The sequence below is a fragment of the Sphingomonas radicis genome (assembly GCF_051400635.1).
In the GTDB taxonomy this organism is placed as follows: domain Bacteria; phylum Pseudomonadota; class Alphaproteobacteria; order Sphingomonadales; family Sphingomonadaceae; genus Sphingomonas.
The window spans coordinates 1,277,633-1,304,569 of record NZ_JBLFFG010000001.1 but is presented as its reverse complement, the minus strand read 5'-3'; the positions used below and the strand labels follow the sequence as shown (position 1 = coordinate 1,304,569).

Here is a 26,937-nt window from a genome sequence, read left to right as displayed (position 1 = left end):
CGTTACTTCTTCGCAGCGGCCTTCTTGGGCGCTGCTTTCTTCTTCGGCGCCGCCTTCTTCCTGCCCTTGCCCTTCGCAGGCACCGCGGCGGCGCGCACGTCGATCAGCTGGGCGGCCTCCTCCAGCGTGAGCTGGTCCTTGTCGATCGACTTGGGCAGCGTCGCATTGGTCGTGCCGTCGGTGACATAGGCGCCGTAGCGGCCGTCCATCAGCTTGATCTCGGCCTCGGTGCGCGGATGCTGGCCCAGCACCTTCAACGGCTCACGCGATGCGCCGCGTGCCGGGCGCCCGCCGTTCGCGGCAGCCTCGGCGAGCTTGACCACTGCGGCGTTCATCCCCGTCTCGAACACCTCGGCGGTCGACTGCAGCCGGGCATATTTGCCGTCGTGCGCGAGATAGGGGCCGTAGCGGCCGATCGACGCGGTGATCGGGTTGCCGGTCTCCGGATGGTTGCCGATCGTGCGCGGCAGCTTGAGCAGCTTGAGCGCCCATTCGAGATCGAGGTCGATGTCCTTGGGGATCGACGCGCGCGCCGCGTCCTTGCCCTCGCCCAATTGGATGTACGGCCCGAAGCGGCCCGACTTGCGCTCGACGTTCAGCCCGGTGTCGGGGTCCTGCCCCAGCACCTCGGGCCCGCTGTCCTCGCTCCCCTCGCCGCCCGGCTGGGCGAAGCGGCGCGTGAACTTGCACTCGGGATAGTTGGAGCAGGCGATGAACGCGCCGAACTTGCCGCCGCGCAGCGCCAGCTTGCCCGTGCCGCAATTGGGGCAGAGCCGCGGGTCCGATCCGTCGGCCTTTTCCGGAAAGAGATAGGGCGCGAGGAACTCGTCGAGCGCGGCGGTGATGTCGGAGGGCTTCTGCTCCATCACTTCGCTGGTGCGCGGCTTGAAGTCTTTCCAGAATTCTTCGAGCACCGCCTGCCATTCGGCGCGCCCGCCCGAGACATCGTCGAGCTCTTCCTCGAGCTCGGCGGTGAAGTCGTAGTTCACGTATTTCTGAAAGAAGCGTTCGAGGAATGCCGTCAGCAGCCGTCCGCTCTCCTCGGCGAAGAAGCGGTTCTTCTCGACGCGGACATAGGCCCGGTCCTTGAGCACCTGGATGATCGAGGCATAGGTCGAAGGGCGGCCGATGCCGAGCTCTTCGAGCCGCTTGACCAGCGAGGCTTCGGAGAAGCGGGGCGGCGGCTGGGTGAAGTGCTGCTCGGCGTTGACGGCCTTCTTGGCCGGCGCATCGCCCGCGGACATGCGGGGCAGCCGGCGGGTGTCTTCATCGCCCTCGTCGTCCTTGCCCTCTTCGTAGAGCGCAAGATAGCCGGGGAAGAGCACGACCTGGCCGGTGGCGCGCAGACCATGCTGGCCGGTGCCGTCCTCGAGATCGATCGTGGTGCGCTCCATCCGTGCCGACGCCATCTGGCTCGCCAGCGCGCGCTTCCAGATCAGGTCGTAGAGCTTGGCGTGATCGCCGCTCCCGGCCTTGTCCCTGGAGAAATCGGTCGGGCGGATCGCCTCGTGCGCTTCCTGCGCGTTCTTGGCCTTGGTCGTGTAGACGCGCGGCTTGTCCGGCACGTAGGACCCGTCATAGCGGATCGCGACGGCCCTGCGCGCCTCCTGGATCGCCGCGCCGTCCATCTGGACGCCGTCGGTACGCATATAGGTGATCGCGCCGTCTTCGTAGAGCGCCTGCGCGATCCGCATGGTGTGGCTCGCCGAGAAGCCGAGCTTGCGCGCGGCCTCCTGCTGGAGCGTCGAGGTGGTGAAGGGCGGCGGCGGGTTGCGCATCGCCGGCTTGGTCTCGACCGAGGCGACCGAGAAGCGGCCTTCCTCGACTGCCTTCTTCGCGGCGAGCGCAGTGCCTTCGTCGCCGATCGAGAGGCGGTCGAGCTTGTCGCCCTTGTACTTGACCAGGCGCGCCTGGAAGGGCGTGCCGTCCTGCTCCATCTCGGCGATTACAGACCAATATTCTTGGGGCCGGAAGCTTTCGATCTCGCGCTCGCGGTCGACGATGATGCGCAGCGCGACCGACTGGACGCGGCCGGCCGACTTGGCGCCGGGCAGCTTGCGCCACAGCACCGGCGAGAGCGTGAAGCCCACCAGATAATCGAGCGCCCGGCGCGCGCGGTACGCGTCGATCAGATCGGTATCGAGCTCGCGCGGCGCCTTCATCGCCTCCAGGATCGCCGGCTTGGTGATCGCGTTGAACGTGACGCGCTCGACTTCCTTGGGAAGCGCCTTCTTGTTCCGGAGCACTTCCTGGACGTGCCACGAGATCGCCTCGCCCTCGCGATCAGGGTCGGTCGCGAGGATCAGCCGGTCGGCCTTCTTCGCTTCGTCGGCGATCGCCTTGAGCTGCTTGCTCTTGTCGGCATAGGTCTCCCACTCCATCGCGAACCCCGCATCGGGATCGACCGAGCCGTCGCGCGCCGGCAGGTCGCGGACATGGCCGTAGGAGGCGAGGACGCGGTAATCCTTGCCGAGGTACTTCTCGATGGTTTTCGCCTTGGCGGGCGATTCGACGATGACGAGCTGCATGGGAGGTTCGTTGATCCTTACGCGTACGCGTATGAGGTTGGGGAGCGGCGCGGCCGCGTCAAGCCGCGGAACGGGATCGAACTGTGCATGGTTGTGGCTGGATGCTCGACCACACCGGCATCGTCGTCACCGACCTGGCCAAGGCGCGGCGCTTCTATGATGCGATCGCGGCGGCGCTCGGGCTCGCCACGGTGAGCAACAGCCCGGACTCGTTCCTGTTCGGCAGGAGCGCCGAGGAACCGATCCCCTATCTGTGGATCGGCACGCTGCGCCCCTCCTATTGGGTCGAGGGGTCGCGGGCGGGGATCAACCAGATGCACGTCGCCTTCATCGCCCAAAGCCGCGAGATGGTGCACGCCTTCCACGCCGCCGGGCTGGCGGCAGGCGGCCGCGACCATGGCGCGCCGGGCCCGCGCGAGGGCGTGCCCGGCTATTACGGCGCCTTCCTGCTCGATCCCGACGGCAACAACATCGAGGCGTGCTACCGTGGCCCGGCTTAGGCCGCCGCCGCCTTCATCCGCGCGCGCACCGCATCGATGTCCGCCGCCGAGTGGCGCTCGGGGACGCGCTCGTCCTCGGGCCCCGATCCGCGATTGACCAGCCGGCCGCGCTGGACGGGCTCGCGCGCGGCGACCTCGGCCGCCCAGCGGTTGACGTGGGTGTATTCGGCGGCGTTCAGGAACTCGTCCGCTCCGGAATATGCACTGCCGCGCACGACTGCGCCGTACCAGGGCCAGATAGCGATGTCGGCGATCGTATAATCGTCGCCCACCATGTAGCGATTGTCCGCCAGGTGCGTGTCGAGCACATGGAGCTGGCGCTTCACTTCCATCGCATAGCGGTTGATCGCATATTCGATCTTGAACGGCGCATAGGTGAAGAAATGGCCGAAGCCGCCACCCAGGAACGGCGCCGAGCCCATCTGCCACATCAGCCAGCTCAACGTTGCGGCGCGCTTCGCCGGATCGGTGGGCAGGAAGGCGCCGAACTTCTCGGCGAGATAGATCAGGATCGCGCCGCTCTCGAAGACGCGGATCGACGGATCGACCGAGCGATCGACCATCGCCGGGATCTTCGAATTCGGATTGATCCCAACGAAGCCGCTGCCGAACTGGTCGCCCTTGCCGATGTCGATCTTCCAGGCGTCATACTCGGCCCCGGCGTGGCCCGCGGCGAGCAGCTCCTCGAGCATGATCGTCACTTTCTGTCCGTTGGGCGTGCCCAGCGAATAGAGCTGGATCGGATGCGCTCCCACCGGCAGCTCGGCCTCATGCGTCGCGCCCGAAACCGGGCGGTTGATGTTGGCGAACTGGCCCCCGCTCGGCTGATCCCATGTCCAGACCCTGGGCGGGACATAGCCGGGGGGCTGGTTGTTGGCGGGATCGGGGGCGTCGGCCATGTGGAATCTCCCTGAGCAATCGGTTGCAGCGGCGATGTAGGAACCGCACCCCGACTTGCCAGGGCCGTAACGAAGGCTTTGCTTTACGCGACCAAAGTTGTTCTGCCGCCCGCATGGCGCTCCAGCCGACCGGCGAGTTCCAACTCGAGCAGCACGGTTTGCACGATCGCCGGCGCGAGACCCGACTGACGGATCAGCTCATCGACCGCGACCGGAACCGGGCCCAGCAGCGCCTCCACCGTACGCCGCTCGGCATCGCTCGCATCCTCGGGCGGAGCGCCCGTGAAGCCGCCGGCCGGGGCGCGGACGGCGCGTGCGTCGATCGGGCGGATCGTCTCCAGAATGTCGTCGACGTTCTGCACCAGTGTCGCGCCTTCGCGGATCAGCAGGTTGCAGCCCTGCGCACGCGGATCGAGCGGCGAACCGGGGACCGCCATCACGTCGCGGCCCGCCTCCGCGGCGATGCGCGCGGTGATGAGCGAGCCGGATCGCGGCGCGGCCTCCACCACCACCGTCCCCGTTGAGAGCCCGGCGATGATCCGGTTGCGCGCCGGGAAGAAGCGCGCGAGCGGCTCGGTGCCCGGCGGCTGCTCGGCGAGCAACAGCCCCTCTCGCGCGATCCGCTCCTGAAGCTCGGCGTTCTCGGGCGGGAAGACCAGGTCGATCCCGCTCGCGATCACCCCCACCGTCCCCGCGCCGATCGACCCAATGTGCGCCGCGGTGTCGACGCCGCGCGCGAGGCCCGAGACCACCGTCACTCCCGCCTCGCCCAGCCCCAGCGCGAGCTGGCGCGCGAAGCGGCAGGCAGCGGCGGAGGCATTGCGCGCGCCGACCATCGCCACGCAGGTCTGCCGCGCCAGATCGAGCCGCCCCCGCACGATCAGCGCAGGCGGCGCATTCTCCAGCTCGGCGAGCAGCGCCGGATAATCGGCATCGTCGAGGAAGACGTAGCGCGCGCCGAGCCGCTCGACCGCTGCGATCTCGCGCCGGACAGCGCCCGGATCGGCAAGCGCGGGCGCCCTGCCCCCGCCGCGCGCCGCGAGCATCGGCAATGCCTCGATCGCCGCCTCGGCCGATCCGAAGCGCGCGAGCAGCTGGCGCCAGGTGACGGGTCCGATATTCGCAGAGCGCAGGAGACGAAGCCGCGCCTCCCGCGAGTCAGCCATTCTTGCTGCCGATGCGCGGCTCGGTGCCGCTGAGCAGCCGATCGATGTTCGCGCGGTGCTTCCACAGCACGATCAGCGCGAGCGCGAGGAACAGCAGCACCAGATCGATGCGCCCCCACCAGGCCGCACTCACCGGCGCGCTGATCGCCGCCGCCATGCCCGCGAGCGAGGAGATGCGCAGCGCCGCCAGCAGCCCCAGCCATACCGCGGCATAGACGAGCCCCGCGGGCCAGTGGAGCGCGACCACCACGCCCATCAGCGTCGCCACGCCCTTGCCGCCGCGGAACTTGAGCCAGACGGGGTAGCAATGGCCGATGAAGGCAGCTCCGCCCGCCAGCAGCTCGTTGCCCGGCAGCAGCCATGCCGCCAGCAGCACCGCGACCGCGCCCTTGGCGAGATCGAGCAGCAGCGTGGCGGCCGCGAGGCCCTTGCGCCCGGTGCGCAGCACGTTGGTGGCACCGATGTTGCCCGAACCGATCTGGCGCAGATCGCCTGCACCCGCCATGCGCGTGAGCAGCACGCCGAAGGGGATCGAGCCGAGCAGATAGCCGAGCACGATCGCCGCCGCCGGGCCCGCCCAGAGAATTTCACTTGCCACGATCGACACCCCCTGCTTGCACGCAAGCTAGGCTCTCCGTTAGTCGGGCGCAACAATCCGGATCTATTGGCTCGTCATCTGCAATGACCGACTCCCGTCCCGTGCTGTTCTTCGATTCCGGCGTCGGCGGGCTTTCGGTGCTGGCGCCGACGGCGCGGCTGCTGCCGCAGGCGCCGCTGGTCTATGTCGCCGATTCGGCGGGCTTCCCCTATGGCACCCGCAGCGAGGCGGAGATCGCCGCGCGCGTGCCCGCGCTGCTCGGGCGGCTGGCCGAGCGGTTCGATCCGCGGCTGATCGTGATCGCGTGCAACACTGCCTCGACGATCGCGCTCCAGCACGTTCGCGCCGCGCTCGACCTGCCGATCGTGGGCACGGTGCCCGCGATCAAGCCCGCCGCCGAAGCGAGCCGGACGCGAGTGATCGGCGTGCTCGGCACCGAAGCGACCGTGCGCCAGCCCTATGTCGACGATCTCGCCGCGCGGTTCGCAAGCGACTGCACCGTGCTGCGCCACGGATCGGCGGAGCTGGTGGAGATGGCCGAGGCGGCGCTGGCGGGCGAATCACCCGCCCCGGAGCGCCTCCGCGCAGTGCTGGACGGGCTTTTCACCCAGCCGGGGGGCGAGCGACTCGACGTGATCGTCAACGCCTGCACGCATTTCCCGCTGCTCGAAGCCGAGTTGTCAGCAGCGGCACCGCATCCGGTGACCTTCGTGGACGGCGGCCCGGGGATCGCACGGCGCGTTGCCTATCTGACGCAGGGCCAGTCATGGCCCGAACGATCGGGCCCGGGGCGCGCAGTGTTCACCAGGCTCGACGCCCATTCCGAACGGCTGCGCGGCGCATTGGCGCGCTTCGGGCTCACCGAAGTGGAAGCGCTCTAAAGTCGTTTTCAGCTTCGCTGAGTCGGCACCGGCCCACTCCCCCATCCGGCCACCCATATGATACTGCCGTTGGGTGGCCGGGTGGGGGAGCGGGCCGGTGCCGCACTATTTCAGCTCTGCTGAAACAGACTCAAGGCACGCTCAGGCGTGGAGGGCTGGAGAAAAGGTCGGGATTTCGCGCAGCTTGGCGGAATAGCGTTCCGCCATCTCCAGATGGACACGCCGCGCGATCGTGTCGTCGGCGCGCTCGGCATGCTCGCGCTCCTGCCGCTCTCGCCGAGCATAATATTCCCGGTCCAGGTTGCTCATCGTCGCGCTCCATCTGCAAGCGGGAGCAATAGCTCTCGGCTGCGAACATGCTTGTTCAGCGAGTCGTCCGCAGTGTTATCCACATAGCATATTCTTGGCCGGACTCCGAATCCGTAAGTGGGCAGATGATGACTAGGCATGCGGACTGGCAAGTTTTATCGCTAACATTGATCTAGATTATCCATTACTTTGCGCACCCCTCCAGCAGGCAGGCGCGGAAGCGATGCCCCTGGACAAAATGCCCATGCTCCAGTGGCTGGAAATCCACGGCTTTAGGGGTTAGGGGGAGCCTCAATGCGCACCAAGGACAGCCCTTCGCCCGCCGTCGACTATACGCGGGTCTTCAGCCAGGCGATCGATCGGCTGCACGCCGAGGGCCGCTATCGCGTGTTCATCGACGTTCTGCGCAACAAGGGCGCCTATCCCAATGCGCGCTGCTTCGCCGGGCACAACGGCCCCAAGCCGATCACCGTCTGGTGCTCGAACGATTATCTCGCGATGGGCCAGCACCCCAAGGTGATCGCGGCGATGGAGGAAGCGCTCCACGACGTCGGCGCCGGATCGGGCGGCACGCGCAACATCGGCGGCAACACCCATTATCACATCGAGCTCGAGCACGAGCTTGCCGACCTCCACGGCAAGGAGGGCGCGCTGCTCTTCACCTCGGGCTATGTCTCGAACGAAGCGACGCTGTCGACGCTCGCCAAGCTGATGCCGGGCTGCATCGTCTATTCGGACGCGCTGAACCACGCTTCGATGATCGCGGGCATCCGCAACGCGGGCTGCGAGAAGCGCGTCTTCCGCCACAACGACCTCGCCCATCTGGAAGAGCTGCTCGCGGCGGACGATCCCGCGGCGCCCAAGCTGATCGCGTTCGAGAGCGTCTATTCGATGGACGCCGACATCGCGCCGATCGCCGAGATCTGCGACCTGGCCGACAAATATAATGCGCTGACCTATCTCGACGAGGTCCATGCCGTGGGCATGTACGGCGCGCGCGGCGGCGGCATCTCCGAGCGCGAGGGGCTGGCGCACCGCATCACGATCATCGAGGGCACGCTGGGCAAGGCGTTCGGCGTGATGGGCGGCTATATCGCTGCCGACCAGATGATCATCGACGTGATCCGCAGCTATGCCCCAGGCTTCATCTTCACCACGTCGCTCTCGCCCGTACTGGTCGCCGGCGCGCTGGCGAGCGTGCGGCACCTCAAGGAATCGGGCGAAGAGCGCGAGGGTCAGCAATCCGCTGCGGCAAAGCTCAAGGCAATGATGGCCGGGGCTGGACTGCCGGTGGTGCCGTCGACCACGCACATCGTGCCGCTGATGGTCGGCGATCCGGTCAAGGCCAAGAAGATCAGCGACATCCTGCTCGCCGAATACGGCGTCTACGTCCAGCCGATCAACTATCCCACCGTCCCGCGCGGCACCGAGCGGCTTCGCTTCACGCCGGGCCCGTCGCACGACGAGGCGATGATGCGCGAGCTGGTGAGCGCGCTGGTCGAGATCTGGGGGCGTCTGGAGCTTCGCAAGGCCGCATAAGCCGGCCGGCGCATCGTGGTCGCATCGCTTCCGCCCCGCCGGGCGGATCACGGGGGAGATGCATCACATGGCCAAGATCCATTCGCTGCGCTGGCGCTTCCAGGACCCTGTCCATCGCACGTTCGTCGCCGAGCGGCTGACCGCGCTCAAGGCGGCGTTGCGCGCACAGATCCACGCCGGCACCGACGAGCGCAGCCTGCGGCTCGCGACTTGGAACCTGATGCATTTCGGCGACCGCGGCGGATATGACCGCACCCCCGAATCGATGCTCTACATTGCCGAGATCATCGATCATTTCGATCTGGTGGCGTTGCAGGAGGTCAACCGCGACCTCACCAAGCTCGAGGAGCTGATCGACGATCACCTCGGCGACGACTGGGACTATATCGTCACCGATACCGCCGGCGGCAGCGCCGACGACAGCGGCCCCGGCAACAACGAGCGGCTCGCCTTCCTCTACCGCAAGGCCAAGGTCCGCTTCTGCAAGGAAGCCGGCGAGATCGTGCTTCCCGAAGGCCAGGAAATCGCCGCCCCGGGCAAGGAGCCCGGCACCACCGAACGCGTGCAGTTCGCCCGCACGCCCTTCTCGGTCGCCTTCCGCGCCGGCTGGCTCAAGTTCAAGCTGTGCACGGTCCATATCTTCTACGGCAGCGGCTCCGCCGGGCTGGCGCAGCGGCGCGAGGAGATCGAGCGCATCGCGCGCTTCCTCGCCGAGCGGCAGGAGGACGAGGCCAAGGCGATGGTCAGGCGCGCCAAGGAGCGCAACTGGACGCGCCCGGAGGATGCCGCCTGGGATTCCAACTACATCCTGCTCGGCGACTTCAACATCATCTCGCCCGAGCACGAGACGATGAAGGCGCTGATCGAAGCCGGCTTCACCGTCCCCACCCAGCTTCAGACCACCAACCTGGGCAACAGCCACCATTATGATCAGGTCGCGATCAAATCGGCGCACCCGGGCTTCAAGGTGCTGCGATCGGGCGTGTTCGACATGCTGAAACACGTCTACCGCGACCAGGACGCCGAATTCTACGCGAACGTGGTCAAGCCGCCGCGGATGGCGAAGGACGGCAAGATGGACAGGGCGTTCGACGCGCAGCTCGCCTATTTCAAACGCTATTACCGCGTCCATCAGATGTCGGATCACAAGCTGCTGTGGTGCGAGATCTGCGTCGACTATTCGGACAAATATCTCGCCGACATCGCGGCCGGCGGCGGCTCAGGCTGAGCGTTCAGCCGCGTCGCAGCACTGCACTCCACACATAGCCGCCCAGGCTGGAGCGGAAGTCGGGCGTCATCCCCTGCTCCTTCGCGACGCGATCGAGCACGTGCGGCAGCTCGGCGCGGGGGAAGACGTGGAAGTCGTTGAGCGACTTGAAATGCAGCCGCTTCGCGAACGCGGGCAGCCGCTCATACTGGCCGAAATCGACGATGTGCAGGCTGCCCCGCGGCGCCAGGCTCGCCGCCCCGCGCGCGATCGCCTCCTGCCAGGGCGGGATCATCGACAGCGTATAGCTCATGAACACGCGATCGACCTGCTCGAGCCCGAACAGCGCCGCCACGTCGAAGGCCCCCGCATCGCCCTGCGCCAGCGTGATCCGGTCCGACAGGCCGTGCTTCGCCACCGACTTGCGTGCCGTCTCCAGCATCGCCTCGCTGATGTCGAACCCATAGAAGCGCGAGCTCGGCCAGCGCTTCGCGGCCACGATCAGGTTGCGCGCGGTGCCGCAGCCGACCTCGAGCACCGTTCCTCCCGCGGCCGGCGCGAGCTCGCAGATCAGCCGGTCGCGGCCGAGCAGGTAGAATTTACGCGTGAAGTCGTAGAAGTGCCGATGAAGCGAATACGTCGCCTCCATCAGCCGCTTCTGATCGGCGCCGCCCGCGCTGGCCGCGATGCTCATGCGTGGGGCTTCAGCGTCCATAGGTGCGTCATGCCATAGACCGACGAGCGGTCCCGCCGGGTCCAGTCCTCGAGCTTCTCCCGGGGCGCATATTCCCATTGGTCGAGGATGGTCTCGGGCACATGGCCGGCGACCACGTCGGGCATCGCGGCGGTGCGGTAGAGCACGCGCGCGCCGGGCTTCGCCGTCCGCGTCACTTCTGCCCACAGCCGCGTCAGCTGCGCGTCGGTCATCCAGTCCTGCGCGTCGAGCAGGATATAGCGGTCGAGCGACTGGGCGGGCATCGATTCGAGATACTCCACCATGTTCTGGTGGCGGACCTCGACGCGGTCGGCACGCTCGCGCACCGCCTGATAGTGGCGCGCCTGCAGATAGGGCGGCAGCGGCGCATCCTCGTGCTTGCCATAGCCGCGGCCGAACGCCTGCCAGGCGTAATAATTGTCCCTGAGATCGAAGTCGCAGGCGAGCTTTTGGAGGCGGCTCTTGAGCGCCCCCGTGATCCCGGCGCTGTCGTCGGCCTTGAGCAAATCATATTGCGCGGGCGGGATGCCGAAGCCGAACAGCGCGGCCGGCTGATCGACCAGCCAGCGCAGCAGCTTCTTGTCGAAGAAGGGCGCAAAGCGCGTCTGGAAGATCGTGCGCTGCTCCTCGATCGAGCGCGCCTGGAGCATCTCGCGCGGATCGATGCCATAAAGCCGGCCGAGGAAATGGACGAAGCCGATCAGCTTGCCGAGCAGGCCCTGGCGATAGAATCCCTTGGCGAACCACGCGACGCGCCGCGGCCCCAGCCCTTCCCGGCCTTCCCAATAGGCGCGCGTCGCGGCGTCGAGCTGCGGACGCAGGTAGCGCTGATAGGCGTCGATATTCTCGCGCCGGTCGGCATCGGCGAAGAAGGCGCGGAAGGCGGCATGATCCGGCAAATGGACCGCCGCGGCCTGCTTGAGCTTGTTGAGCGCGACATGCGCGGGATTGAGATCCACTGCGGTGATCCGCTTGGGATCGGCAGTGAGATAGGAGAAGACGTTGCACCCGCCCGAAGCGATCGTCACCACATGGCTGTCCGGCGTGATCGCCAGCGCCTCCATGTCGATCTCGGGATCCTCCCAGATCTGCGCATAGACGAGCCCGCGAAAGGCGAAGGTGAAGGCGCGCTCGAGCAGCCCTTCCTTGCTCAGATGCTCGTGACGATGCACCGCGCCGCGTACGGCACCGTTCTTCGGTGTCTTGGCAATCGTGCCCATGATGGCTCCCGGATGGCCGCCCGTTTCACCGGGCCGGGGAATTCCCGGAGCACCTAGCGGCAGCGTGTGGCAATCCGGTGACACCGTTGGGGCGTCGGCAAAGAGCAACAGAACGCCAATCCTCCCCCGCCAGGGGGAGGTGGCAGGCGCAGCCTGACGGAGGGGGAGGAATCACGCCGCTCACGTTCTGGCATCCGCCCCCTCCCTCGCCAGGGGGAGGATTGAAGGGCTCTGGCATCCGATAGTCTCTCCCGCTCTCGGGGAACCCCCGCGCGTCGCCGGAAAATACGCTGGTAAAATAGGATTTGTTCTGCTTTCGTTCGCACCATGATAAGCTGCAGAACCCGCCCAGACCGCCGCATCCTCGCGCGTTGCTTCGCTGGAAAACAGCGCACAAGTGTCAAGCGAGTGTCAATGATCAGGTCGGCAGGAATGCCCCAAACCCGCGCAAATCTGCGGTTTTCCGATTCAACCAAAAGGTTGGAGCGCACCGCTTTTCCCCAACCATCTGGTTGGTCTGTGACTCGCCGGCTTTCCCGTCAGAGGAGGTTTGGTTCGGTGGCGGTGAAACAGGCCGCACCCCGGCAAACGTCGGGGTGCGATTCTAGTCCCGGACCCGCTCTAGCGAGTCGTATTGTCGATGGCCTCGCCGGTTTCGCGCGTGCCTTCGGCGACTGCATCACCGACGTCGTCGGCGGTGTTCTCGATCGCCTCGCCGGCACGATCGGCGCCGTTCTCGATCACGTCGCCCGCTTGGGCGGCGGCGTTCTCCAGGCTGTCGCCGGTCTGCTCCATGGCATCGGTGAGGTTGTTCTCGGTGCTCTCCGAGCAGGCGCCCAGGGCGAGGCCAAGCGCGAGTGCCGGCGCCAGAGCAAGGATCGATTTGCGCATTTTGGTCTCCAATGTGTCTCACGGTCTAGCCAGCAAGAAGCCGAAAGCGTAGGGGAGCGCGCATGTCGCACCGCATCGCCATCGCCTCGGATCATGCCGCTTTCGTCATGAAATCGGAACTCGTCGAATGGTTGCGTGGAGAGGGTCACGAAGTGCTCGATCTGGGCACCGCGAGCACCGACAGCGTCGATTATCCCGATTACGGCTATGCGCTGGCCGCGGCGATCGCGGATGGGCGCGCCGATCGGGGCATTGCGCTGTGCGGATCGGGGATCGGCATCTCGATTGCGGCCAATCGCAATCCTGCCGCGCGTTGCGCGCTCGTCTCCGAGCCGCTTTCGGCCAGCCTCGCCCGCCAGCACAATGACGCGAACGTGATCGCGCTCGGTGCGCGGCTGATCGGCGTCGAAATGGCCAGGGCCTGCATCACCGCCTTCCTCCAGACCGAGTTCCTCGGCGATCGCCACCAGCGTCGGGTCGAGAAGCTCAGCCATCCCGAAAGGACCCCTGCATGAGCACCAACCCCGTAACCGCAGGCGCCCAGCCGGACGGTTTCTTCACCAAATCGCTGGCCGACGTCGATCCGGCGGTGTTCGCAGGCGTGCGCCACGAGCTCGATCGCGAGCAGCACCAGATCGAGCTGATCGCGTCGGAGAACATCGTCTCCAAGGCCGTGCTGGAGGCGCAGGGGAGCGTCTTCACCAACAAATATGCCGAGGGTTATCCGGGCAAGCGCTATTACCAGGGCTGCCACCCGTCGGACGAAGTCGAGCAGCTGGCGATCGACCGCGCCAAGCAGATCTTCGGCTGCGAATTCGCCAACGTCCAGCCGCATTCGGGCGCGCAGGCCAATGGCGCGGTGATGCTCGCGCTCACCAAGCCCGGCGACACGATCATGGGCCTCAGCCTCGATTCGGGGGGCCACCTGACTCACGGCGCGCGCGCGGCGATGAGCGGCAAATGGTTCAACGCGGTCCAGTACGGCGTGCATCCCGAAACGCACCTGATCGACTTCGATCAGGTCGAGGCACTCGCCAAGGAGCATCGCCCCAAGCTGATCATCGCCGGCGGCTCGGCCTATCCGCGCGTGATCGACTTCGCCAAGTTCCGCGCGATTGCCGATGAAGTCGGCGCGATCTTCATGGTCGACATGGCGCATTTCGCCGGCCTGGTTGCGGGCGGCGTGCATCCGACGCCGTTCGGTCATGCCCATGTCGTCACCACCACCACGCACAAGACGCTGCGCGGCCCGCGCGGCGGCGCAGTGTTCACCGATGACGAGGCGATCGCGAAGAAGATCAATTCGGCGGTGTTCCCGGGGCTTCAGGGCGGCCCGCTGATGCACGTGATCGCCGCCAAGGCCGTCGCGTTCGGCGAAGCGCTGCGCCCCGACTTCAAGAGCTATGCCGCGGCGATCGTCGAGAACGCCAAGGTGCTGGCCGCAACGCTCAACGAGCGCGGCGCCAACCTCGTCTCGGGCGGCACCGACACGCACCTCGCGCTCGTCGACCTCACCCCGCTGGGCGTGACCGGCAAGGACGCCGACGAGGCACTCGAGCGCGCGGCGATCACCTGCAACAAGAACGGCATCCCCAACGATCCGCTGCCGCCGGTCAAGACCAGCGGCATCCGCGTCGGCTCGCCCGCGGGCACCACGCGCGGCTTCGGCCCGGCCGAGTTCCGCGAGATTGGCAACATGGTCGCCGATGTGCTCGATGGGCTCCGCAAGAACGGCGAGGCCGGCGACGCGCAGGTGGAGGCGAACGTCCGCGAGCGCGTCCGCGCGCTGTGCGAGCGCTTCCCCATCTATCCGGAGCTCTGATGCAGAATCTCCCTCTCCCCTCCGGGGAGAGGGCGGGGGAGAGGGGCATGGGCCGAGACCTCTCCTCTCTGCCCCTCTCCCTTCGCCGCTCCGCGGCTCTTCCCTCTCCCCAGGGGGGAGAGGGCTAAATGCGCTGCCCCTTCTGCGGTAACGAAGACTCCCAGGTGAAGGACAGCCGCCCCACCGAAGACGGGGCGGCGATCCGGCGGCGGCGGCAGTGCGAGGCGTGCGCCGCACGCTTCACCACCTTCGAGCGGATCCAGCTGCGCGAGCTGACCGTGCTCAAGTCCGAAGACCGTCGCGAGCCGTTCGAGCGCGACAAGCTGGTCCGCTCGGTCTCGATCGCGGCGCGCAAGCGGCCGATCACTTCGGTGCAGATCGAGAAGCTCGTGTCGGGCATCCAGCGCCAGCTCGAAACCCAGGGCGAAAGCGAAGTGCCCTCGCAGAAGATCGGCGAGATGGTGATGGAGGCATTGAAGGGCCTCGACTCAGTCGCCTACATCCGTTTCGCGAGCGTCTACAAGGACTTCCGCGAGGCCAAGGATTTCGAGGAGTTCGCCGGCAACGTGACCGAGGCAGGCAACGCGAGGAACGGCGCGTGAACCCGGTGGTGGTGCTCGTCCGTCCGCAGCTCGGCGAGAATATCGGCAAGGCCGCCCGCGCGATGCTCAATTTCGGGCTGACCGAAATGCGCCTCGTCGCCCCGCGCGACGGCTGGCCGAATCCTTCCGTGGGGCCCGCGGCGAGCGGCGCCGACATCGTCCTCGAACAGGCCCAGGTCTTCGAGAGCGTCGCCGATGCGGTGGCGGACTGCGCGCATGTCTACGCCACCACGGTGCGCAAGCGCGGCGTCACCAAGCCGGTGGTCACGCCCGAGGAAGCCGCGCGCGAGATCCGCTCGGCGTCCGGCCGCTCGGCGATCCTGTTCGGCCCGGAGCGCTCAGGGCTGGAGACCGACGATGTCGCGCTCGCGCGCACGATCGTCACCGTGCCGATCAACCCCGAGTTCGGATCGCTCAACCTCGCCCAGGCGGTGATCCTGATTGCCTATGAATGGTCCCGCGGCGCAGGCCTCGAGAGCCCGCCCGCGACCGAGCTCGACCCGCCCGCGCCCCAGCAGGAGCTCGACGGGATGATCGGGCAGCTCGACGGCTTGCTCGAAGAATCGGGCTATTATTTCCCGCCCGATCGCGTGCCCGCGACGCGCCGCACGCTGCGCACGCTCCTCACCAAGCCCGGCTGGTCCTCACAGGAGATCCGCACGCTGCGCGGCGTGCTCTCGGCGCTCGAAGGCAGGAAGCGCCACCGGGGCTGATCAGCGCCGGTCGAACGCTTCGAACTCATAGGCGATCGAAGCTTCGATCAGCCGGTCCCAGATCTCGCCGATCGGCGCCTCGGGAATGCCCGCCTCACGCGCATGCGCCCGCACATTGGCGATCACCTGCGCCTTGCGCGCCTCGTCGCGGACCAGCCCGCGCTCGGGCTTGATGCGTGCGGCGGCGTCCATATAGCCGAAACGGCGCTTGAGCAGCGCGACCAGCGCGCGGTCCACCGCGTCGACGCCGGCGCGGACCTCCGCCATGGTCGAGCAGGCTTGGGGATCGATCGTGTCTTGCATGGTAGACGCCCCTAAGCGCCGGGCAGCATGGCTGTCCAGCATGTCGCAACGGCTTGACTTGGGGGTGCTCGGCGGCTAACCGCGCGCCTTCGCAATTGGCCCCGCACCCCGGTGAAGCGGTGGCCCTGCCCCTCCCGACAGAGTGACAGAGCGGATTACCGGGACCAACGTCGTTAGCAATTGCAAAGGATTAGATATGTCGAAGCGCTCCAGCGCCAAGTACAAGCTCGACCGCCGGATGGGCGAGAACATCTGGGGTCGCCCGAAGAGCCCGGTCAACAAGCGCGAGTACGGCCCCGGCCAGCACGGCCAGCGCCGCAAGGGCAAGATGTCGGACTTCGGCATCCAGCTGCGCGCCAAGCAGAAGCTCAAGGGCTATTACGGCGACATCACCGAGAAGCAGTTCAAGAAGAACTATGAAGACGCTTCGCGGATGAAGGGCGATACCTCGCAGAACCTGATCGGCCTGCTCGAGCAGCGCCTCGACATGATCGTCTACCGCGCCAAGTTCGCGCCGACGATCTTCGCCGCGCGCCAGCTCGTCAACCACGGCCACGTCCGCGTCGATGGCGAGAAGTGCAACATCGGTTCGCGCCGCATCAGGCCGGGCCAGACCGTTTCGCTCAGCGCCAAGGCACAGGAAATGGCGCTGGTGATGGAGGCGCAGAGCCTCGCCGAGCGCGACATCCCCGATTATGTGGCGCCCGACGGTGCCTCGAAGATCACTTTCACCCGCGTGCCGACCCTCGACGAGGTTCCGTACCCGGTGAAGATGGAGCCGAACCTGGTCGTCGAGTTCTACTCGCGCTAAGGCCCGGCTTCAGCCGAAAACGAGACAGGGCGGCCCTTCGGGGCCGCCCTTTTTCGTTGGGCGGGCCGGAGCCATGCCGGTTGCGACTAGTTCCATGCAGCAGCAGAATTACCGTCATTTTTCGGTAGGATAAGCTTCACGCCCGCGTCCCCTCTCCGTCGCTGCGGTGCAACAGCCCCCGCCTAGCGCCCGGACGGCAGCCTTCGCTGCTCAGGGACAAAGGGGTCGAAAAATGAAGATCAGCCAAGCGCTGACGCGAGTCAGCGTCGCCACGCTTCTGTTGACGGTCAGCGCGCCCGCGCTCGCCCAGGCGCAGGAGAGCACGCCGCAAGCCACCGCGGAGGACGAGGAAGTCGTCGTCACCGGCCGCGCGGGCGCCGGCGAGCGCACCAAGCTCGACACGAGCTATGCGATCACCACGCTCTCGAACGAGACGATCCGATCGCGCGCGCCATCCAGCGTCACCGAGACGCTCAAGTCGGTGCCCGGCTTCTGGGTCGAGGCCTCGGGCGGCGAAGGCAGCGGCAACGTCCGCGCGCGCGGCATCCCCGTCGACGGCTTCGGCTCGATCAACCTGCTCGAGGACGGCCTCCCCGTGCAGCACGATCCGGCGCTCGGTTATCTCAACGCCGATCAGGCCTTCCGCCTCGACGAATCGATCGAGCGGATCGAAGTGGTTCGCGGAGGCCCCTCGTCGATCTTCTATTCGAACGCTCCCGGCGGCGTGGTGAACTACATCACCAAGCGCGCGGGCGACGAGATGAGCGGCAATGCGCGCATCCTCTACGGCCCCACCGCCGAGCTCTACCGCTTCGACGGCTGGGTCGGCACTCCGCTCACCGACGGTTGGAAGCTCGGCATCGGCGGCTTTTATCGCAACGAGCAGGGCGTGCGCGATCCCGGCTATACCGGCAACAAGGGCGGCCAGATCCGCGCCGACATCTCCAAGCAGTTCGCTGGCGGCAGCCTGAGCTTCAGCTACAAGCACCTCGCCGACAATGCGATCTTCTACACCGGCATCCCGCTGACCAAGGACAGCGACGGCGACATCGTCGGCCTGCCCGGCTTCGATCCGCACTACGACACCACCGCCAGCCGTGCGACGGCCTTCCTGACGCTGCGCAGCGCCGACGGCCCGATCTTCTTCAACAACACCGACGGCACCAAGACCCGGCTCGACCAGTTCTCGGCAATGGGCGAATGGGAATTCGCCGACGGCTGGAAGCTTTCGAACAAGACCCGCTATCGCGACTCGCTCGTGGTCCGCAACGGCGTCTATCCTTCGTCGGTCAGCACCGCGACGGCGTTCCTCGCCAGCAACCGCGCGGCGCTGCTCGCAGCCTTCCCCGGCGCGACCGACCTCCAGCTCCGCTATGTCGACACCGGCGAGGCGTTCGACGTGCTGCGCCAGAACGGCAATGGCGACGTCTTCATCAACCAGGCGCGCCCAGTCACCGTCAACGAGAGCGAGTTCCTCAACGACTTCCGCATCGCGCATCAGTTCGAGCTTCTCGGCACGCATGATTTCGCGATCGGCTTCTACTATGCCCACATCGACGAGACCTTCGAGCGCTATTCGGCCTCGACGCTTCAGGACGTATCGGGCAATTCGCGCCTGCTCGACCTGTTCGCTGTCAACGCAGCGGGCACGGTGATCGGCGCGGCGACGCAGAACGGCGTCGTCCGCTACGGCTCGGAGTTCGCCAACGGCTCGGGCTGGCAGGATACTTTCGCCATCTACGCCTCGGACGAATGGCAGATCACCGATGCGCTGCGCATCGATGGCGGCATCCGCTGGGAGCAGGTCAACACCGAAGGCGCGCAGGAAGGCTCGCGCACCGTCAATCTCGGCGATCCGACGACGCTCGCCGACGACAATGTGCTCACCGGCAACGACGTGTTCACGCGCTTCGACCGCAGCTTCGATCGCATCGGCTTCACGCTGGGCGCCGACTGGCAATTTGCGCGCGAAGGTGGTGTTTTCGCACGATACACTTCGGCTTTCCGTTTGCCGAGCGTGGGGAGCTTCATCACGAGCGCGACCGCGACTCCGGTGACGCAGGGAATCGACATGTGGGAGGCGGGGCTCAAGCTCGCGACGCCGCTGGTGAGCTTCTATGCCACGGCGTTCCTCACGGACTTCGACTCCTATTCGATCGGCAACTTCATGTTCGCGCCGCCGCCGGCCACGGGGGTGATCCAGCAGACGGTCTACACCGACACGCGCGCCTATGGCGTCGAGCTCGAAGGCAGCGTGCGCCCGGCGCGCTGGTTCGACTTCACGGTGCAGGCGACGATCCAGGAGCCGACCTTCCGCAACCTGCGGTACAACGAGAACACCAGCGGCGGGCTGGTGCCGCGCGACTATTCGGGCAACCAGCTGATCCGCGTCCCCAAGCTCTCGCTCCGCGCGACCCCGGCGGTAACGCTGCTCGACGGCCGCTTCCGCGCGCAGATGGACGTGGAATATTACGGCGACCGTTATGCCGACGCCGCCAACAGCCAGACGCTGCCGGCATATACCGTGCTGGGCGCGAGCATGAGCTTCAAGCTCACCGACAACGTCCGGCTCTGGGCCTATGGCGACAATTTGACCAACACGATCGGCCTGACCGAGGGCAACCCGCGCGCGGGCGAGTTGACCAGCGGCCAGGCGAACGATCTGCTGTTCATCGGCCGGCCGATCGTGGGGCGGAACTTCCGCTTCGCGGTGGACTTCGCCTTCTGATGCGTCCGGTCCGCACCCTGATCGCGCTCCTCCTCGCGCTCGCGCCCGCTACGGCGGAAGCGCAGGAGGCCGACCGCGTCGTGACCGGCGAGATCACTGGTGCGGACCACCAGAACTACAAACCGATCCCGTTCGATGTCCCCGCGGGCGTCGAACGGATCACCGTCCGCCTGACCTACGACAAGACCAACCGGACGGTCATCGACCTGGGCATGTGGGATCCCGAGCGGTTCCGCGGCTGGAGCGGCGGCACCCGCGACCGCTTCACCATCGCCGCCAGCGACGCGTCGCCCGGCTATCTCCCCGGCGCGATCCAGGCCGGGCGCTGGCAGGTCCAGTTCGGCGTGCCCAACGCGCGCAAGGACGCCCGCAGCGCCTACAAGGTCGAAATCTTCTTCGACCGCGGCGCCGCGCGCAACGCCAGTGCGGCAATCGCCGACGCGCCGGTGAAGGCCGGCCCCGGATGGTATCGGGGCGACCTCCACATGCACAACGCCAATTCGGACGGCAGCTGCGCCAGCAAATCGGGCAAGAAAGTGCCCTGCCCGCTGTTCCGCACCGTCGCCGCGGCATCGGACGCGGACCTCGATTTCATCGCCGTCACCGATCACAATACGAGCGCGCACTTCGACGGGCTGCGCGAGCTCCAGCCGTATTTCGATACGATGCTGCTGATCCCGGGGACCGAGATCACCACGTTTCGCGGCCACGCCAATGCGATCGGGCTCACGCGCTGGATCGACTTCCGCCAGCCGGTCTCCGCGATCCAGCGCGACGTCGAAGCAGCGGGTGCGATCCTGTCGCTCAATCATCCGGCGCTGCCTTCGGGCGAGGCCTGCATGGGCTGCGGCTGGGTGTGGCCGGACACCGACTGGTCGCGCGTGACTGCGATCGAAGCGATCAACGCCAACACGATCTCCGGCCCACTCTCGGGCACCGGCTTCTGGTATGCGCGGCTGAACGAGGGGCACCGGCTCACCGGCATCGGCGGCAGCGACAACCATAATCCCGATCCGGAACCGGGCCGAGCCCCGATCGGGCGGCCGACCACGGTCGTTCATGCCGAGGGACTGTCGACGCCGGCGATCCTGGCCGGAATTCGCGCAGGCCGCGTGTTCATCGACGTTGAAGGCACGCGCGACCGGATGCTCGACGTAGAGGCAGCGTCGGGACGCGAACGCGCAGCGATGGGGGGAACGCTCCGCCCCGGCGCGCGCGTCTCCCTCACCGCGCGCATAGCGGGCGTAGCCGCGGGCAAGGCGCTGCTGATCGCCAACGGCGCCGAGCTCCAGTCCAGGTCGGTGGCCGAAAGCGTGACTTTCGAGCTCGACCGCGGCGCAGCCTGCGGCTGGGTGAGCGTCAACGTCGCCACCGCCGAGGGCCGCCCGCTGCTGATCGGCAATCCGATCTACGTCACTTGCAGCCGGCGCTGACAGCGCGGGCGAAACGCCGCCCTTCCTCCACAAGTCGGAATTCCTAGAGTTTGATCCACCCGAGTTGAAGCAAGCGGTTCCCCGGCGAAGGCCGGGCCCAGTTGCACTGCCGCCAATGAAGCGCAGGTCTCTCTCGATACCGCGCCGATACTGGGCCCCGGCCTTCGCCGGGGAACCGGTTCAGATCAAATGAATCCGACTCCAGGCGACTCGACGGCCAGCGGCGCACACATGCTTGCCGGCCGTCGGGGCCGCTGCCACAGTTGCGCATCGATATCGCCAGGAGTTTCCATGCGCCTTGCCCTCACCGTCGCCCTGCTGCTCGCGAGCACCGCCGCCGCGGCGCAGACTGCTCCCGCCATCTCGGTCGACACGCTCAAGGACGTGACTCGCACGCTTTCATCGGACGAATTCGAGGGGCGGGCGCCGGCGACGCCGGGCGAGGAGAAGACGCTCGCCTATCTGGTCGAGCGTTTCCAGAAGGCAGGGCTCCAGCCGGGCAACAAGGGCAGCTGGTTCCAGGACGTGCCATTGGTGGAGCTCACTGCCGGCAATGTGAGCCCGCTCACCTTCTCGGGCGGCAGCACGCCGATCAGCCTCGACTATCGCAAGGACATGGTGGTCGGCACCTATCAGGTGACTCCGCGCACCGAAGTGAAGGACAGCGACGTCGTCTTCGTCGGCTATGGCATCAACGCGCCCGAACGCGGCTGGAACGATTATGCCGGCATCGACGTGAAGGGGAAGACCGTGGTCATCCTGGTCAACGATCCCGACTGGGAGAACCCGCGGCTCGACGGGCCGTTCGGCGGGCGCGCGATGACCTATTACGGCCGCTGGACCTACAAGTACGAAGAGGCCGCGCGGCAGGGCGCGGCCGCCGCGATCATCGTCCATGATAGCGAGCCGGCCGCCTATGGCTGGGGCGTGGTCCAGTCGAGCTGGACCGGGCCGCAGCTGGAGCAGGATACGCCCGGCGATCACATGGACCAGTCCAAGGCGATCGGCTGGATCCAGCGGGAGGCGGCGCGCGCGATCTTCGCCAGCGCGGGCAAGGATTATGCGAAGCTGGTCGCAGCGGCCAAGCGCAAGGGATTCCGCGCGGTGCCGCTGGGCGTGAAGGCCAGCGTCTCGTTCGACAATGCGATCCGGCGCCAGGCATCGAAGAACGTGATCGGCGTGCTGCCGGGCAGCGAGCGCCCCGACGAATATGTCCTCTATTCGGCGCATTGGGACCATCTCGGCCGCTGCGACGCGATCGACGGCGACGACATCTGCAACGGCGCGCTGGACAACGCGTCGGGCACCGCCGGCCTCGTCGCGCTCGCCGAGGCGCATGTGAAGGCGGGGGCGGCCAAGCGCAGCCTGGTCTTCCTTGCCGTAACTGCCGAGGAATCGGGGCTGCTCGGCTCCAAATTCTATGCCGAGAACCCGGTCTTCCCGCTCGAGAAGACGGTGGGCGGGGTGAACATGGACGGCGTCAACAACATCGGCCGTGCCAAGGATTTCGTGCTGATCGGCGTCGGCAAGTCCGAGCTAGAGGATCTGGTGAAGCCGATCGTCGCCGCGCAGGGCCGCATGATCATGCCGGAGAGCACGCCGGAAAAGGGCTTCTACTATCGATCCGACCATTTCAGCTTCGCCAAGCTCGGCGTGCCGATGCTCTATGGCGAGAGCGGCGAGGACTATCGCAGCGGCGGCAGGAGCGCGGGGCAGGCGGCCGCCGAAGACTATCTCACCTACCGCTATCACAAGCCCGCCGACGAATATTCTGAAAGCTGGAACTGGGAGGGCGCGGTCGAGGATCTGCAGATCTTCTACACGCTGGGCCGCAGCCTCGCCGACGGCACCAACTGGCCCAACTGGTATCCGACCGCCGAATTCCGCGCGGTCCGCGACAAGAGCCGGGCGGGGATGAAGTAGGGCAGCCGCCCCCTCCCCCTCGCGCTACCAATGCGATAGAGGCCCCGCAATGATTCTGCCTCCTCCTCCCGAATGGGCCCCGCACGACGCCGTATGGATCGGTTTCCCTAGCCATGCCGAGCTATGGCTCGAAGACCTCGAGCCCGCGCGCGAGGAAGTCGTGGCCTTCGCGCGCGCGGTGCATGCGGAGGGGCGCGGCGAGCGCGTGATCCTGGTCGCCGCCGACGTCGAGGCCGCGCGCGCGGCCGAGCGGATGGCGGGCGATGCCGCGGAAGTGGTGGTCGAGAAGTTTGGCGACATCTGGCTACGCGACACCGGCCCGATCCTCGACGGCAGCGGCGTGGCGCACGATTTCGGCTTCAACGGCTGGGGCGGCAAATATGATCTCGAGGGCGACAGCGACGTGGGACTGCGGCTCGCGAAGCGGCGCGGGATCGCGGCCGAAGAACATGGCTGGATCCTCGAAGGCGGGGCGATCGACGGCGACGGCACGGGCCTGGCTGTCACGACCGAGCAATGCCTGCTCAACCCGAACCGCAACCCGGAGCTCGACCGGCCGCAGATCGAAGCGCGCCTCGCCGCCGATCTCGGCTTCACGCGCATTCTGTGGCTGGGCGATGGCCTGCACAACGACCATACCGACGGCCATGTCGACAATCTCGCGCGCTTCGTCGGCGAGAACCGGCTGCTGATTCCTGCGCCTGCCGAAGACGATCCCAACGCGGGCATCTATCGGGAGGCGGCCGAGCGCGCGCGCGCCTTCGGCGTGGAGGTGGTGCACATGCCCTCGCCCGGCCGCGTGCTCGACGAGGAGGGCGAGATCATCCCCGCCTCCTACATGAACTTCTACATCGGCAACGCCGCCGTGGTCGTCCCGGTCTATGGCCAGGAAAATGACGCGGCGGCAGTGGCCACGCTCGAAGCGCTGTTCCCGGGCCGGAGCGTCGTGGGCCTGCGCGCGGATCACATCCTCACCGGCGGCGGCAGCTTCCATTGCATCAGCCAGCAGATCCCGGCGCGCCCGTGACGATCCGGCGGCTCGGCCCGGGCGATGCGCCCACGCTGCGCCGCCTGAACGCTATGTTCGGCAAGGCCTTTGGCGAGCCGGAGACCTATGAGAGCGATCCGCCGTCCGATGCCTGGATCGAACGGCTGCTCGCGCGCGAAACCATCGTCGTGCTCGCCACTGAAGAGGGCGAGGAAATCGTCGGCGGGCTGGTCGCCTATGTGCTCGAGAAGTTCGAGCAGGCGCGCAGCGAGATCTATATCTACGATCTGGCGGTCGCCGAGCCCCAGCGCCGCCGCGGCATCGCCACGGCGCTGATCGCTCGCTTGCAGGAGATCGCCGCCGAAATCGGCGCATGGGTGATCTTCGTCCAGGCCGACTACGGCGACGAGCCCGCGGTCGCGCTGTACGAAGGGCTCGGCACGCGCGAGGACGTGATGCACTTCGATATTCCGCCCGCCGAGGGTGGCAAGCGCAGCGACATCGACTAGATACGCGCCATGACCCAGATTTCCGTCGCTGCGCTGCAGCTTGCCTTCACCAACGACATCGACGCGAACATCAAAGCCGTGTCCGAGCTGGTCCGCGAGGCCGCAGGCCGCGGCGCGCAGGTGGTGCTGCCGCCCGAGCTGTTCGAGGGCGAATATTTCTGCCGCGTCGAGGACGAAGGCCTGTTCGCCAATGCCAAGCCGGTGGGCGAGCACAAGGCGGTGCTGGCGATGCAGCATCTCGCCGCCGATCTGGGCATCCACATCCCAACCAGCTTCTTCGAATGCGACGGTCCGCATTACTACAACAGCCTGGCAATGATCGGGCCGGACGGGCGCGTCGAGGGCGTCTATCGCAAGAGCCACATCCCCGATGGGCCCGGCTATGAAGAGAAATTCTACTTCCGCCCCGGCAACACCGGCTTCAAGGTCTGGAACGGCCCGGGCGCACGGATCGGCGTGGGCGTGTGCTGGGATCAATGGTATCCCGAGACCGCGCGCGCCATGATGCTGATGGGCGCCGAGATCCTCTTCTATCCCACCGCGATCGGCAGCGAGCCGCATGACGAGAGCCTCGACACCGCGCGGCTGTGGCGGCGGGCGATGCTGGGGCATGCCGTGTCGAACGTGGTCCCGGTTGTCGCAGCCAACCGCGTGGGCACCGAGCACGGCCAGACCTTCTACGGCACCAGCTTCATCGCCGACGAACGCGGCGACATCCTCGCCGAGCTCGACCGGGAGGAAACGGGGGTGATCACCGCGACGCTCGACCTCGACCGGGTCAAACGCCACCGCGCGGCCTTCGGCTTCTTCCGCGACCGCCGCCCCGAGCTCTACGGCAGGCTGGTCGAGGACATCTGAGGCGCGGCCGCCGGCGCCGAAAGCGCGAAATCGACTGCCGCGAGCGCGTGGAGCGTCGTGGTGTCGAACACCGGAATGTCGCTGTCGTCCTGGGACACGAGCAGCATGATCTCGGTGCAGCCGAGGATCACGCCTTTCGCGCCGCGATCGGCAAGGCCTGCGATCACGCGCCGATAGGCCTCGCGCGAGGCCGGCAGCACGCGCCCGGCCACCAGCTCGTCATAGATCACGCGGTGCACCAGCTCGCGCTCGTCGGCGGGCGGCACCAGCACCTCCAGCCCGAAGCGCTCGGCCAGCCGCTCGCGGTAGAAGGGCTGCTCCATCGTGAAGGCGGTGCCGAGCAGTCCGACGCGGGTAATCCCCGCTGCGCGCACCGCAGCCCCGGTGGCATCGGCGATGTGGAGCAAAGGGATCGAGATCACCGCCGCGATCCGGTCCGCCACCAGATGCATCGTATTGGTGCACAGCAGCAGGCAATCGGCGCCGGCGGCCTCGATCCGCGCAGCATCGGCAGCGAGCATGTCTCCCAGCAAGTCCCATTCGCCGCGATGCTGAAGGCGCTCGATCTCCCCGAAATCTACCGAGAGCATCACGCTGCGCCCCGAATGGGGAGGCCCCAGCCGATCGCGCACCGCGCGGTTGAGGATCGCATAATAATGCGCCGAACTCTCCCAACTCATTCCGCCCAGCAGGCCGATCGTCTTCATGCGGGCGGCGGAAGCTCAGCGCTGGTCATCGCGCGAGTCGCCGATTCCGTCGCGGATCTTGGTGGGAAGCTCGCAGCCTCCGACGGTCCGCAGCACGGCTTGGTGCTGGCCGGCGGTCGGCTCCCGGCCCAGCGACCGCGGCTCGACCGGCTTGAACGGCGGTGCAGCCATCTCCGGACGCGTCCGTTCGCAGACCTTGCCCGAGGGCAGCAGCATCGGCGCCGTGCGCACATTGGCGGGGTCGCGCTCACCGGCGACGGCGGCAACCGGCAGAAAGGCGAGGACGAGCATCAGGGTACGCACGGGCAGGCCTTCTTTGCTAACGCTCGATCCTAGCAGCTTTCGGCGGCGCTCGCGAGCATCGAAGGCGGGCGAAGGACTTGGCGCAAGCACGGCCGCGCGGTAGGCCGCGCGTGTGGCAAGGACAAGCTATGCGATCGGGCTCGGCTCGAACCGGCCGGGGCGGCATGGCGGTCCGCGCGACGAAGTGCTGGCCGCGCTCAAGGAGCTCGACTGTGCGCCCGGGCGCATCGTCGCGTGCTCGCCGTTGATCCCCACGCCGCCGCTGGGTCCATCGAAGCGCCGTTTCGTCAACTCCGTTGCGATCCTCGAAACCGACGAGGACCCGCCCGCACTGCTCCGTCGGCTCAAGGCGATCGAGCGGCGCTTCGGCCGCCGGCGCGGGCGCAACTGGGCCGCGCGCGTGATCGATCTCGACATATTGCTCTGGTCCGAAGGCACCTGGGCGAGCCCCGGGCTGGTGATCCCCCATTCGTCGTTCCGTGAACGGGATTTCGTGCTCGACCCGCTGGTACGCGTGGCACCCGTCTGGCGCGATCCGGTGAGCGGCCGAACCCCTCGCCAGCTTCGCGCCCGGTTGACCCGTCCCGCGCCCGCGCCTAGGGGCGGCAGCGTGGGTCCGTAGCTCAGTCGGTAGAGCAAGCGACTTTTAATCGAGAGGTCCCGGGTTCGAATCCCGGCGGACCCACCAGCCTCTCTGCACACCCCCGCACACCCCGCCTCACGCTATTGCGTTTTCCGCAGAATTGCGTCCATTCCGCTGATCAGGAGTGCTCGCCCCTACTCA

General features: G+C 67.1%; 27 protein-coding genes and 1 tRNA gene. 17 read left to right on the top strand and 11 right to left on the bottom strand.

All coding sequences use genetic code 11. From position 1 onward, the window contains the following. Window positions 1–2: 2 nt before the first annotated feature. Window positions 3–2,528 carry a type I DNA topoisomerase gene (gene topA, locus ACMGDH_RS05890; RefSeq protein WP_436826967.1) on the bottom strand — a complete coding sequence of 842 codons (2,526 nt, stop codon included), beginning with the start codon at window positions 2,526–2,528 and terminating at the stop codon, window positions 3–5. Window positions 2,529–2,629: 101 nt separating this feature from the next. Here topA and ACMGDH_RS05885 point away from each other — a divergent pair, with 101 nt between their 5' ends. Then, entirely contained in the window at window positions 2,630–3,028 is a 399-nt protein-coding gene (locus tag ACMGDH_RS05885) for a VOC family protein (protein ID WP_436826966.1), read from the top strand. Here ACMGDH_RS05885 and yghU read toward each other — a convergent pair. The 3 genes from yghU to plsY all read right to left on the bottom strand — a co-directional run bounded on the left by yghU (window position 3,025) and on the right by plsY (window position 5,691). Continuing rightward, window positions 3,025–3,927, bottom strand: coding sequence for a glutathione-dependent disulfide-bond oxidoreductase (yghU, locus tag ACMGDH_RS05880; protein ID WP_436826965.1), 903 nt, complete (start codon window positions 3,925–3,927; stop codon window positions 3,025–3,027). The genes ACMGDH_RS05885 and yghU overlap by 4 nt on opposite strands. Before the next feature lie 83 nt (window positions 3,928–4,010). Then, entirely contained in the window at window positions 4,011–5,093 is a 1,083-nt protein-coding gene (gene dprA, locus ACMGDH_RS05875) for a DNA-processing protein DprA (RefSeq protein ID WP_436826964.1), read from the bottom strand. Beyond that, the gene (gene plsY / locus ACMGDH_RS05870; protein ID WP_436826963.1) at window positions 5,086–5,691 is read right to left on the bottom strand and encodes a glycerol-3-phosphate 1-O-acyltransferase PlsY; all 606 of its coding nucleotides are present in this window, start codon (window positions 5,689–5,691) and stop codon (window positions 5,086–5,088) included. Before plsY ends, dprA begins: the two co-directional genes overlap by 8 nt. A gap of 83 nt (window positions 5,692–5,774) precedes the next feature. Between plsY and murI the strand changes: the two genes are divergently transcribed. Next, window positions 5,775–6,572 carry a glutamate racemase gene (murI, locus tag ACMGDH_RS05865; RefSeq protein WP_436826962.1) on the top strand — a complete coding sequence of 266 codons (798 nt, stop codon included), beginning with the start codon at window positions 5,775–5,777 and terminating at the stop codon, window positions 6,570–6,572. Window positions 6,573–6,713: 141 nt separating this feature from the next. Here the strand turns inward: murI and ACMGDH_RS05860 are convergent, their stop codons facing one another. After that, window positions 6,714–6,881, bottom strand: coding sequence for a hypothetical protein (locus ACMGDH_RS05860; protein WP_436826961.1), 168 nt, complete (start codon window positions 6,879–6,881; stop codon window positions 6,714–6,716). A gap of 294 nt (window positions 6,882–7,175) precedes the next feature. Between ACMGDH_RS05860 and hemA the strand changes: the two genes are divergently transcribed. Then, complete coding sequence (gene hemA, locus ACMGDH_RS05855; RefSeq protein WP_436826960.1) at window positions 7,176–8,420, top strand: 5-aminolevulinate synthase; 1,245 nt, start codon at window positions 7,176–7,178, stop codon at window positions 8,418–8,420. 67 nt (window positions 8,421–8,487) lie between these two features. Continuing rightward, entirely contained in the window at window positions 8,488–9,648 is a 1,161-nt protein-coding gene (locus tag ACMGDH_RS05850; protein ID WP_436826959.1) for an endonuclease/exonuclease/phosphatase family protein, read from the top strand. A 4-nt stretch (window positions 9,649–9,652) separates the two neighbouring features. Here the strand turns inward: ACMGDH_RS05850 and ACMGDH_RS05845 are convergent, their stop codons facing one another. The 3 genes from ACMGDH_RS05845 to ACMGDH_RS05835 form a co-directional block, all read right to left on the bottom strand. After that, window positions 9,653–10,321: a class I SAM-dependent methyltransferase gene (locus ACMGDH_RS05845; protein WP_436826958.1), complete on the bottom strand. Its 669-nt coding sequence runs from the start codon at window positions 10,319–10,321 to the stop codon at window positions 9,653–9,655. Next, window positions 10,318–11,562 (bottom strand): BtaA family protein, encoded by a 1,245-nt coding sequence (locus ACMGDH_RS05840; protein ID WP_436826957.1) that lies wholly within the window; start codon window positions 11,560–11,562, stop codon window positions 10,318–10,320. The genes ACMGDH_RS05845 and ACMGDH_RS05840 overlap by 4 nt, the downstream gene beginning before the upstream one ends. A gap of 621 nt (window positions 11,563–12,183) precedes the next feature. Beyond that, window positions 12,184–12,453, bottom strand: a complete 270-nt coding sequence (locus ACMGDH_RS05835; protein WP_436826956.1) for a hypothetical protein — start codon at window positions 12,451–12,453, stop codon at window positions 12,184–12,186. 62 nt (window positions 12,454–12,515) lie between these two features. Between ACMGDH_RS05835 and rpiB the strand changes: the two genes are divergently transcribed. The 4 genes from rpiB to ACMGDH_RS05815 all read left to right on the top strand — a co-directional run bounded on the left by rpiB (window position 12,516) and on the right by ACMGDH_RS05815 (window position 15,590). Next, window positions 12,516–12,968, top strand: a complete 453-nt coding sequence (gene rpiB, locus ACMGDH_RS05830) for a ribose 5-phosphate isomerase B (protein ID WP_436826955.1) — start codon at window positions 12,516–12,518, stop codon at window positions 12,966–12,968. Then, window positions 12,965–14,275: a serine hydroxymethyltransferase gene (gene glyA / locus ACMGDH_RS05825; RefSeq protein WP_436826954.1), complete on the top strand. Its 1,311-nt coding sequence runs from the start codon at window positions 12,965–12,967 to the stop codon at window positions 14,273–14,275. The genes rpiB and glyA overlap by 4 nt, the downstream gene beginning before the upstream one ends. Window positions 14,276–14,403: 128 nt before the next feature. Next, window positions 14,404–14,877 carry a transcriptional regulator NrdR gene (nrdR, locus tag ACMGDH_RS05820; protein WP_436826953.1) on the top strand — a complete coding sequence of 158 codons (474 nt, stop codon included), beginning with the start codon at window positions 14,404–14,406 and terminating at the stop codon, window positions 14,875–14,877. Further along, the gene (locus ACMGDH_RS05815) at window positions 14,874–15,590 is read left to right on the top strand and encodes an RNA methyltransferase (RefSeq protein WP_436826952.1); all 717 of its coding nucleotides are present in this window, start codon (window positions 14,874–14,876) and stop codon (window positions 15,588–15,590) included. The genes nrdR and ACMGDH_RS05815 overlap by 4 nt, the downstream gene beginning before the upstream one ends. Here the strand turns inward: ACMGDH_RS05815 and ACMGDH_RS05810 are convergent, their stop codons facing one another. Then, the gene (locus ACMGDH_RS05810; protein ID WP_436826951.1) at window positions 15,591–15,893 is read right to left on the bottom strand and encodes a chorismate mutase; all 303 of its coding nucleotides are present in this window, start codon (window positions 15,891–15,893) and stop codon (window positions 15,591–15,593) included. It abuts the gene before it with no gap. Window positions 15,894–16,089: 196 nt separating this feature from the next. Between ACMGDH_RS05810 and rpsD the strand changes: the two genes are divergently transcribed. The 7 genes from rpsD to aguB all read left to right on the top strand — a co-directional run bounded on the left by rpsD (window position 16,090) and on the right by aguB (window position 25,143). Continuing rightward, window positions 16,090–16,704, top strand: a complete 615-nt coding sequence (rpsD, locus tag ACMGDH_RS05805) for a 30S ribosomal protein S4 (protein WP_436826950.1) — start codon at window positions 16,090–16,092, stop codon at window positions 16,702–16,704. Window positions 16,705–16,936: 232 nt separating this feature from the next. Continuing rightward, the gene (locus ACMGDH_RS05800) at window positions 16,937–19,432 is read left to right on the top strand and encodes a TonB-dependent receptor (protein ID WP_436826949.1); all 2,496 of its coding nucleotides are present in this window, start codon (window positions 16,937–16,939) and stop codon (window positions 19,430–19,432) included. Next, the gene (locus tag ACMGDH_RS05795) at window positions 19,432–20,865 is read left to right on the top strand and encodes a CehA/McbA family metallohydrolase (RefSeq protein WP_436826948.1); all 1,434 of its coding nucleotides are present in this window, start codon (window positions 19,432–19,434) and stop codon (window positions 20,863–20,865) included. Before ACMGDH_RS05800 ends, ACMGDH_RS05795 begins: the two co-directional genes overlap by 1 nt. A 291-nt stretch (window positions 20,866–21,156) precedes the next feature. Further along, entirely contained in the window at window positions 21,157–22,788 is a 1,632-nt protein-coding gene (locus ACMGDH_RS05790; protein ID WP_436826947.1) for a M28 family metallopeptidase, read from the top strand. 49 nt (window positions 22,789–22,837) lie between these two features. Further along, complete coding sequence (locus ACMGDH_RS05785) at window positions 22,838–23,815, top strand: agmatine deiminase family protein (RefSeq protein WP_436826946.1); 978 nt, start codon at window positions 22,838–22,840, stop codon at window positions 23,813–23,815. Next, window positions 23,812–24,285: an AAC(3)-I family aminoglycoside N-acetyltransferase gene (locus ACMGDH_RS05780; RefSeq protein WP_436827236.1), complete on the top strand. Its 474-nt coding sequence runs from the start codon at window positions 23,812–23,814 to the stop codon at window positions 24,283–24,285. Before ACMGDH_RS05785 ends, ACMGDH_RS05780 begins: the two co-directional genes overlap by 4 nt. 9 nt (window positions 24,286–24,294) lie before the next feature. Continuing rightward, window positions 24,295–25,143 (top strand): N-carbamoylputrescine amidase, encoded by an 849-nt coding sequence (aguB, locus tag ACMGDH_RS05775; protein WP_436826945.1) that lies wholly within the window; start codon window positions 24,295–24,297, stop codon window positions 25,141–25,143. Here the strand turns inward: aguB and ACMGDH_RS05770 are convergent. Both ACMGDH_RS05770 and ACMGDH_RS05765 read right to left on the bottom strand, forming a co-directional pair. Then, complete coding sequence (locus tag ACMGDH_RS05770) at window positions 25,116–25,850, bottom strand: aspartate/glutamate racemase family protein (RefSeq protein WP_436826944.1); 735 nt, start codon at window positions 25,848–25,850, stop codon at window positions 25,116–25,118. The two genes, aguB and ACMGDH_RS05770, sit on opposite strands and share 28 nt — an antisense overlap. Before the next feature lie 15 nt (window positions 25,851–25,865). Further along, complete coding sequence (locus ACMGDH_RS05765; RefSeq protein WP_436826943.1) at window positions 25,866–26,153, bottom strand: hypothetical protein; 288 nt, start codon at window positions 26,151–26,153, stop codon at window positions 25,866–25,868. Window positions 26,154–26,265: 112 nt separating this feature from the next. On the opposite strand from ACMGDH_RS05765, the gene folK reads away from it, so the two are divergent. Further along, window positions 26,266–26,775, top strand: coding sequence for a 2-amino-4-hydroxy-6-hydroxymethyldihydropteridine diphosphokinase (gene folK / locus ACMGDH_RS05760; RefSeq protein WP_436826942.1), 510 nt, complete (start codon window positions 26,266–26,268; stop codon window positions 26,773–26,775). Next, window positions 26,766–26,841 (top strand) — tRNA-Lys (locus ACMGDH_RS05755). Before folK ends, ACMGDH_RS05755 begins: the two co-directional genes overlap by 10 nt. Window positions 26,842–26,937 lie beyond the last annotated feature (96 nt).